Raw genomic sequence first — 8,075 nt, 5'->3', positions numbered from 1 at the left:
AACGTGTGCTGGATCTGTTCCCTGACCTGGTCGGTGAGGTTGAACATCAGCATCGCGACCCATCCACATTGCCGCCCTCGCACTGCTGCGCAGGCTTCGCACGGCTGCGCCGGACTCCGTCCAGCGGCTCCACGCAGCGGGGTCGTCCTCGCGGCCACGACCCGCATCGCCGCCAGCGAAGTCCCCACGCCGACTCAGAAGAACACCGACCTCCGCTGCACCAGCAGTTTGTACAACGTGTGCTGGATCTGTTCCCTGACCTGGTCGGTGAGGTTGAACATCAGCATCGGATCCTCGGCGGCCTCCGGCGGGTAGCCGTCCGTGGGGATCGGCTCGCCGAACTGGATCGTCCACTTCGTCGGCAGCGGTACCGCGCCGAGCGGGCCCAGCCACGGGAAGGTCGGGGTGAGCGGGAAGTACGGGAAGCCCAGGACGCGGGCCAGCGTCTTCGCGTTGCCGATCATCGGGTAGATCTCCTCCGCGCCGACGATCGAGCACGGAATGATCGGCGTGCGCTGCCGCAGAGCCGTGGAGACGAAGCCGCCCCGGCCGAACCGCTGGAGCTTGTAGCGCTCGCTGAAGGGCTTGCCGATGCCCTTGAAGCCCTCCGGCATCACACCGACCACTTCGCCCTGCCCGAGCAGCCGTTCGGCGTCCTCCGCACAGGCCAGGGTGTGGCCGAGCTTGCGGGCGAGTTCGTTGACCACCGGCAGCATGAACACCAGGTCCGCCGCCAGCAGCCGCAGATGCCGGTTCGCGGGGTGGTGGTCGTGGACGGCGACCTGCATCATCAGGCCGTCCAGCGGCAGCGTCCCGGAGTGGTTGGCGACGATCAGCGCGCCGCCCTCCGCCGGGATGTTCTCGACGCCCTTCACCTCGACCCGGAAGTACTTCTCGTACACCGGCCGCAGCAGGGACATCAGGACCTGGTCGGTGAGTTCCTCGTCGTAGCCGAAGTCGTCGACCTCGTAGTCCCCGGTGAGCCGCCGGCGCAGGAAGCTGAGGCCCCCGGCGATGCGGCGCTCCAGGCCGCCCTCGTCGTTCGCCTGCTGCGGCGGCTGTTCCTCACGCGTCACGGGAACATCATCCTGCGCAAAAGCCTCGCTGGGCAGGGGCTGGACCTCACGGACCAGCCCGGGCTCGCTGCCCTTGCGCCGGCTCCCCGCGCTCCGGCGCCGCGTCGGCCGCTGTACGGCGCCTGCGCGGGACCGGTCGTCGTCGAACGGAATGACCTTGGCGTCCGCCATCGTTGATGCGCTCCTCAGTTGGCGCTCTGCGTCGGGGGGTGGCCGCTGCCGGCCAGCGGCGGCAGCGCGGCGATCCGGTCGACGGCCCTCTCGAGGGCCTCCGGCGGCAGCAGCCCGGGACCCTGGCTGCGCGCGAAGTCCGCGAAGGTTTCGGCCGTCGTGTACTTCGGCCGGAATCCGAGCGTCTCGCGCATCTGGACCGTCGACACGACCCGGCCGTGGGTGAGCAGCCGGATCTGCTCGGGCGAGAAGTCCGTCATCCCCAGCGTACGCACCAGCGACCCGGCCCAGGTGACGGCCGGCAGCAGCAGGGGCACGGTGGGCCGGCCGAGCCGCCGCGAACACTGCGACAGCAACAGGACCCCGTCGCCCGCGATGTTGAAGGTGCCGCTGTTGAGCGTGCCCCGCACCGGTTCGTGCGAGGCGATCCTGAGCACCTCGATCACGTCGTCCTCGTGCACGAACTGCAGCCGCGGGTCGTACCCGAGCACGGTCGGCAGCACCGGCAGCGCGAAGTACGAGGCGAGCGGGGTGTCCGCCGTCGGTCCCAGGATGTTGGCGAACCTGAGCACACACACGGCCACGTCGGGGCGCCGCCGCGCGAAGCCCCGTACATACCCCTCGACCTCGACCGTGTCCTTGGCGAAGCCGCCGGAGGGCAGGGACTTGGGCGGGGTGGTCTCCGTGAACACGGCGGGATCGCGGGGCGCGGACCCGTACACGTTCGTACTGGACTTCACGACGAGCCGCTGCACGTTCGGCGACTTCTGGCAGGCACCGAGCAGCTGCATGGTGCCGATGACGTTGGTCTCCTTGACCGTGGTCCGGCTCCCACTGCCGAGCGCCATCGCCGTCACGTCCAGGTGTACGACCGTGTCGGCGGCCGTCTCGGCCAGGACCCGCGCGATGCCGGGCTGCCTGATGTCCGCCTGGATGAAGTCGGCACCGCCCAGATGGTGCTCCGGCGCCACCGCGTCCACGGCGATCACCCGGTCCACCTGCGGGTCACGCTGTATGCGTCGTACGAACCGGCCCCCCAGCTGTCGGGCCACTCCGGTAACGAGCACGACCTTTCCCAAGATCAGCGCCTTCCTTCCAGCCGTAGTCCAGCTCTGGTACAGCCCTTGTACAGCCTCGTACAGCCCCAGTCCTGTGCCGCGTTCCCCGTGTCCAGCCAACTTAGCGGTTCGATGTTGCGCTGTGATGACCGCCCACTGCGTGAGGTGACGACATCCGGCCCACGCGCACGTCCTGACACACGTGTGGCCCCCCACCGGTAACGGGTGGGGGGCCACACGCACGCTTCCGCGGCGTCGCCTACTTCTTGTTGCGACGCTGAACGCGCGTGCGCTTGAGCAGCTTGCGGTGCTTCTTCTTAGCCATCCGCTTGCGCCGCTTCTTGATAACAGAGCCCACGACTACCCTCGCTCACTTCTCATCACTCGGTGCTGGGCATCATGGGCCCACACGACCTACGAGGGGTTAGCCTACCCGCCCGAGCGCTGAGGTCGTAATCGAGGTGGACCGGGGAGATCCGGCAGGGGTCCACGAGTGCCCTGAGGCCCCTTGGAACCTCCCCGAGTCCGGTCGCCGTCAGGCTGTCTCCACCCCCACATAGCTCTCGCGGAGGTACTCGTGAACCGCGTTCTCGGGGACACGGAAGGACCGTCCCACCCTGATCGCGGGCAGATGACCGCTGTGCACCAGCCGGTACACGGTCATCTTCGACACTCGCATCACCGAGGCGACTTCCGCCACGGTAAGGAACTGAACCTCGCTCAGAGGCCTCTGCTCAGCAGCCATGACACACCTGAACCTTCCGCACTCGACGGTCACCGGCTTCCCCTTCCGGTGACTCTTCGTCGCTGCGTGCTCACTCCCCAATGTAGGGGCGGGTGATGCAAGTGGGGAAGAGGTGCACCCATCGGCGCCCTACTGTGACAGACACGCTCGATTGAGTACGTAGCGGGTCAGCGGCCGGTAGTAATCGGACCGCACACCGTCATCAAGTGGAACGACGACGGACACGACCCCCTCGGCCTCCCCCACGAAGAGCGCGGGGTCGTCCGTATCCGCGGGCCCCATGGCCTCGAACCCCAGCTGACCTGCCCCGCAGACCCACCCGTGATCCCCGATCACGAGCTCCGGAAGCGGGCCGCCGCTCTCCGCCACGGCCGCCAGCGCGGTACGAACCGGGAGCGGCGAATGCGTGTGTGCGCCGGGCTCACCACCGGAGCGCTTCGCGTCCCGTTCTCGCACGAGCGCGACTCCTCGTACGTACTCAAGGTTGTACGTGCGTAGACCGAACCGGGTCGTTATGTCGACACGGCGACCATGCGCAGGGGTGAGGACGGTACATCCCGCCGCCGAGAGGGCGTCCGCGAGAGCGGCGTAGAACCCGAGCAGTCGGTGCGGATGGCCGGTGCCGAGAAGCACGGCCGCGCTGCGCTGGGCAACTGCCGCGAGCCGGTCCGCGAAGGCGTCGAGCGCGACGAGCGTCCGTTCGGGATCGATCACATCACGGCCGGTTGTGTGTCGGGGATTGCCCGAAACCCCGCACTTGTCAGCCATGAGACCGATCAGATCCCGCTCATTCCATGACCATTCAGGGTCGAGTCCGATCAGCACCCTCGGGTCCCGAGCCGCGAACAACCGATAACTCCGCAGACTCTCCTCCCGGGAGGTGGCCACGGGTCCGGCCAGACGGGCGGCCAGCAGATGGGCGCGGAGGGCGCCGGTGCTCAACACGGAGCGATGGTGACGGATGAGAGCGGGTCAGGGGGACGGGAACGGGGAAACACCGCACAGTCGGAGTAGCGCCCAAGGGGCGCGGGAAACTGCGCAACCAGCCACAACGAACCCGCGGACGCCCGACGACCAGCCACAACGCACTCGCAGACGCCCGACGACCAGCCACGCACCCGCAGACCCGACGACCGGACGCGGCACATCCCTGGGTGCCCTACGCCAGCAACCCCCGCAACGGGAACACCGCCCGCCGAGTGGCCAGCACCGCCTGGTCCAGCCGGTCCGCGGGGTCGTATCCCGCGTCCCACTCCGCGTAGGACACCGGCCACCGCCCGTCGGTCATCCGCGCCGGTGCCAACTGCCGGGTCCGGGCGAACACGTCCTGCCGCCACCCCTCGGGAATCATCGCCTCGGGCTCGACCGGCCGCCCCGCGGCGATGGCCACCAGATGCGTCCAGGACCGGGGTACGACATCCACCACGGCGTATCCCCCGCCGCCGAGCGCGATCCACTTCCCGCCCGCGTACTCGTGCGCCAGCTCATGACACGCCACCTGCACAGCCCGCTGCGCGTCCAACGACACCGCGAGATGAGCCAGCGGATCCTCGAAGTGCGTATCCGCCCCGTGCTGCGTCACCAGCACATCCGGCCGGAAGTCGGCGATGAGCTCCGGGACCACGGCGTGGAACGCCCGCAACCACCCCGCGTCCCCCGTCCCCGCCGGCAACGCCACGTTCACGGCGCTGCCCTCGGCCGAGTCCGCCCCCGTCTCCTCCGGCCACCCGGTCTGCGGGAACAGTGTTCGGGGATGCTCGTGCAAGGAGATCGTCAGCACCCGCGGATCCTCCCAGAACGCCGCCTGCACCCCGTCCCCGTGATGCACGTCGACATCCACATAGGCGACCCGTCGCGCCCCCAGCTCCAGCAACCGCGCGATGGCCAGCGCGGCGTCGTTGTAGATGCAGAAGCCGGAAGCGCCGCCCGGCATCGCGTGGTGCAGCCCGCCCGCGAAGTTCACCGCGTGCAGCACGTCCCCCCGCCACACGGCCTCCGCCGCGCCCACCGACTGCCCGGCGATCAGCGCGGACACCTCGTGCATCCGCTCGAAGGCCGGATCGTCCATCGTCCCCAGCCCGTACGACTGGTCGGCCGCCCCGGGATCCACGGAAGCCGCCTTCACGGCCTCGACGTAGTCCTCCCGGTGCACGAGCCGCAGCGTCGACTCGCCCGCCGCCTTCGCGGCCACGACGGCCACGTCCCGGTCCAGCCCGAAGGCGTCCACCAGTCGCCGGGTCAGGTCGAGCCGGAGCGGATCCATCGGATGGTCCGGCCCGAAGTCATAGCCCGTTACTGCCTCGTCCCACATCAGCTGTGCGCGGCCGCTCATGCCCGCCACCGTATCGGTCCGGTTGAGCCTCGAACGACTTGGCGTACACCAGTGTCACCAGCACCAACACCATCGGCACGAGCATGGCCCCGCGATAGCTCCACGCGTCCCCCAGGGCCCCCACCAACGGCGAACCGACCAGAAATCCCACGTAGTTGAAGACATTGAGCCGCGCGATGGCCGCGTCCGACGCCCCCGGGAACAAGCGCCCGGCCGCCGCGAAGGTCTGCGGCACCAGCACACACAGCCCCATCCCCAGCAGCGTGAACCCGAGCATCCCCACCCACGGCCCGGGCGCCACGGCCACCACCGCGAACCCGCCGGCCGCCACCACCGCCCCCAGCCGCACGACCGCGGCCGCCCCGAACCGCCGCACCCCGAGGTCCCCCACCGCCCGCCCCAGCAGGGTCGTCACCATGTAGACGTTGTACGGCACGGTCGCCACCTGCTCGCTGCTGCCGAGCACGTCCTTGAGGTACTTCGCGCTCCAGTTGGAGACGGTGGAGTCCCCGATATAGGCGAAGGTCATCACCAGACACAGCGGCAGCAGCAGCTTGAAGACGACGGCGTCGCCGCCCTGGGGCTTCTCCTCCACGCCCGTGGTGTCCCCGTCGACGTACCAGCGGCTTCCCACCAGGCACAGCGGCACCAGCACCACCACGACCGGCAGATAGGACACGAACAGCGCGAGATGCCAGTGCGCCCCGACCCAGGCGAGCGAGGCCCCCACGATCCCGCCGAGACTGAACACCGCGTGGAAGCTCAGCATGATGCTGCGCCCGTACGACCGTTGCAGACTCACCCCGAGCATGTTCATCGAGGCGTCGAGCATGCCGACGGCGAGTCCGAAGGCACCGAGCGAGACCCCCAGCTCGAGCGTCGAGTCCCCGGCCCCCACCCCGAGCAGCGCCAGGAGCACGACGGGCTGGGCGAACCGCAGCAGCCGGCTGGGCCGTATTCGCTTCACCAGCTGCTCGGTCGAGACACTCCCGACCCCGGCGAGGATGGGCACGGCGGCCAGGAAGGCGGGCAGCAGCGCGTCGGAGACCCCGTACCGGTCCTGGATCGCGGGGATGCGTGTCACCAGCAGAGCGAAGGCGACGCCTTGCGCGAAGAAGCTGAACGCCAACGAGGCCCTACCGCGCCGCAGCACATCTGTCATGGCGGCGAGCGTAGGGCCCCGGCGTACTCGTGGGTAGATCCAGCCAAAGATGAATTTCCCTCAGCTTTATCGGGCGAGGGCCACCTCGGGCAGCGCGGGGGCGCCGGCCTTCGCCTCGGCGATCAGCATCCGGGCCATCGGGCCGGCCCCGATAGCCCCGCTGACCAGGAAGGCCACCGCCATCGACGCGACCATGACCACGGACCCGAGCCACACCATCGTGTCCACCGGCAGCGTGTACGCCCCCACGACCCGCACCACGCACTCCGTCAGCAGTACGACGCCCCACACCACGGAGAACCGACGCTCGGCCCGCCGGAAGGCCGCCGACTTGTCCTGGAGCCGCACCCAGGCGGCCTCCCGCTCCGCGATCCCCTTCACCAGCCAGGGCTTCATCCCGGCCGTCATCATCGGCCTCCCCAGCGCCACGGAGACGAGGATGCCGATCCCGATCACACTGCTGACCCCGCTGTCCTTGGCGAGCATCAGCCGGGGGTCGCCGGCCACGAAGCTGAGCAGCAGCCCCACGACGTTGACCACGAGGATGAGGGCGGCGAGACCGTTGACCGTCCGTTCCTTCACCACACTCCAGCCGGTCCGCACGGCCGGGACGACACTGCTGAGGCCCAGTGCCATCAACGTGCTCATCCCGAGCCCGTCCTTGAGCAGGTAGTACGCCCCGATCGGCACAGCCACGTCCACGATCAGGGGAGCCAGGTTCGCGCGCTTCGAGTTCGTCTTCGTCGTCATGCCCTCAGCTTCCCGCCCGGCCGGGGGGTGCCGGTAGAAACGATCGTCCGGGCCTCGGCATGACAAATGTCAGACGAGCAGATCCACCAAGTCACCCATGTCGGAGAAGAGTTGGGTGGCTCCGGCGAGCTTCGCGGCGGGCGTCATGGCGGTGAACCCGTACACGTCCATCCGCGCCGCGTTGGCCGCCCGTACGCCCAGCGGACTGTCCTCGACCACCACACACCGCCCGGGCTCGACCCCCATCCGCTCGGCGGCATGCAGAAACAGATCCGGCGCCGGCTTGCCCCGCCCCACATCCTCCGAACTGAAGATCCGCGCGTCCTCGAACCACCGGTCGAGCCCGGCCGCCCGGTGCCCCACCCGGATCCGCTCATGGCTCCCGGAGGACGCGACACAGTACGGCACCCCGTCCGCCGTCAGCTTCTCCAGGACACCGGTGACGCCGTCCACGGCCTTCAACTCCCGCTCGAACGCGGCGAAGACCCTCGCGTGGAAGACATCGTCGAAGTCCGCCGGCAACCGCTGCCCGGTCCGCTCCAGGACGAGGTCATGGATCCGGTGCATGGCGGAGCCCATGTAGTCCCGGATGGAGTCCTCGTAGGAGGTCGGGTGCCCGAGCTCCGTCAGATAGGCGGCGAGGTGCCGGTTGGAGATCGGCTCACTGTCGACAAGAACGCCGTCGTTGTCGAAGATGACGAGGTCATAGCGCATGCTATTGACCCTAAACGCAGAAAACCCCCGTGCCGAATGGCACGGGGGTTTTCTCACAAATTGTTCG

The 8,075-nt window shown here is 69.0% G+C and carries 9 protein-coding genes; all 9 read right to left on the bottom strand.

Annotated elements, in window-relative coordinates:
* Positions 1-194: 194 nt before the first annotated feature.
* The 9 genes from ACFVYN_RS40660 to ACFVYN_RS40620 all read right to left on the bottom strand — a co-directional run bounded on the left by ACFVYN_RS40660 (position 195) and on the right by ACFVYN_RS40620 (position 8,008).
* The gene (locus ACFVYN_RS40660; RefSeq protein WP_390007819.1) at positions 195-1,247 is read right to left on the bottom strand and encodes a lysophospholipid acyltransferase family protein; all 1,053 of its coding nucleotides are present in this window, start codon (positions 1,245-1,247) and stop codon (positions 195-197) included.
* Between the two features lie 14 nt (positions 1,248-1,261).
* The gene (locus tag ACFVYN_RS40655; RefSeq protein ID WP_390007817.1) at positions 1,262-2,326 is read right to left on the bottom strand and encodes an NAD-dependent epimerase/dehydratase family protein; all 1,065 of its coding nucleotides are present in this window, start codon (positions 2,324-2,326) and stop codon (positions 1,262-1,264) included.
* A gap of 238 nt (positions 2,327-2,564) precedes the next feature.
* Positions 2,565-2,663 (bottom strand): 30S ribosomal protein bS22, encoded by a 99-nt coding sequence (locus ACFVYN_RS40650; RefSeq protein WP_003948845.1) that lies wholly within the window; start codon positions 2,661-2,663, stop codon positions 2,565-2,567.
* 177 nt (positions 2,664-2,840) lie between these two features.
* Positions 2,841-3,050, bottom strand: a complete 210-nt coding sequence (locus tag ACFVYN_RS40645; RefSeq protein ID WP_016437488.1) for a helix-turn-helix domain-containing protein — start codon at positions 3,048-3,050, stop codon at positions 2,841-2,843.
* 129 nt (positions 3,051-3,179) lie between these two features.
* Positions 3,180-3,995: a phosphatase gene (locus ACFVYN_RS40640; protein WP_390007815.1), complete on the bottom strand. Its 816-nt coding sequence runs from the start codon at positions 3,993-3,995 to the stop codon at positions 3,180-3,182.
* A gap of 214 nt (positions 3,996-4,209) precedes the next feature.
* The gene (locus ACFVYN_RS40635; protein ID WP_390007813.1) at positions 4,210-5,382 is read right to left on the bottom strand and encodes an acetoin utilization protein AcuC; all 1,173 of its coding nucleotides are present in this window, start codon (positions 5,380-5,382) and stop codon (positions 4,210-4,212) included.
* A complete protein-coding gene (locus tag ACFVYN_RS40630; RefSeq protein ID WP_390007810.1) occupies positions 5,333-6,544 on the bottom strand; it encodes an MFS transporter in 1,212 nt (403 codons plus the stop codon). Before ACFVYN_RS40630 ends, ACFVYN_RS40635 begins: the two co-directional genes overlap by 50 nt.
* A gap of 66 nt (positions 6,545-6,610) precedes the next feature.
* A complete protein-coding gene (locus ACFVYN_RS40625; RefSeq protein WP_390007808.1) occupies positions 6,611-7,294 on the bottom strand; it encodes a VC0807 family protein in 684 nt (227 codons plus the stop codon).
* Between the two features lie 69 nt (positions 7,295-7,363).
* Positions 7,364-8,008, bottom strand: coding sequence for an HAD family hydrolase (locus tag ACFVYN_RS40620; RefSeq protein WP_390007806.1), 645 nt, complete (start codon positions 8,006-8,008; stop codon positions 7,364-7,366).
* Positions 8,009-8,075: the final 67 nt, after the last annotated feature.

The organism is Streptomyces sp. NPDC058307 (genome assembly GCF_042880295.1).
GTDB lineage: Bacteria > Actinomycetota > Actinomycetes > Streptomycetales > Streptomycetaceae > Streptomyces.
Note: the sequence above shows the minus strand (reverse complement) of the source record. Positions and strands in the feature narration are given on the sequence as shown.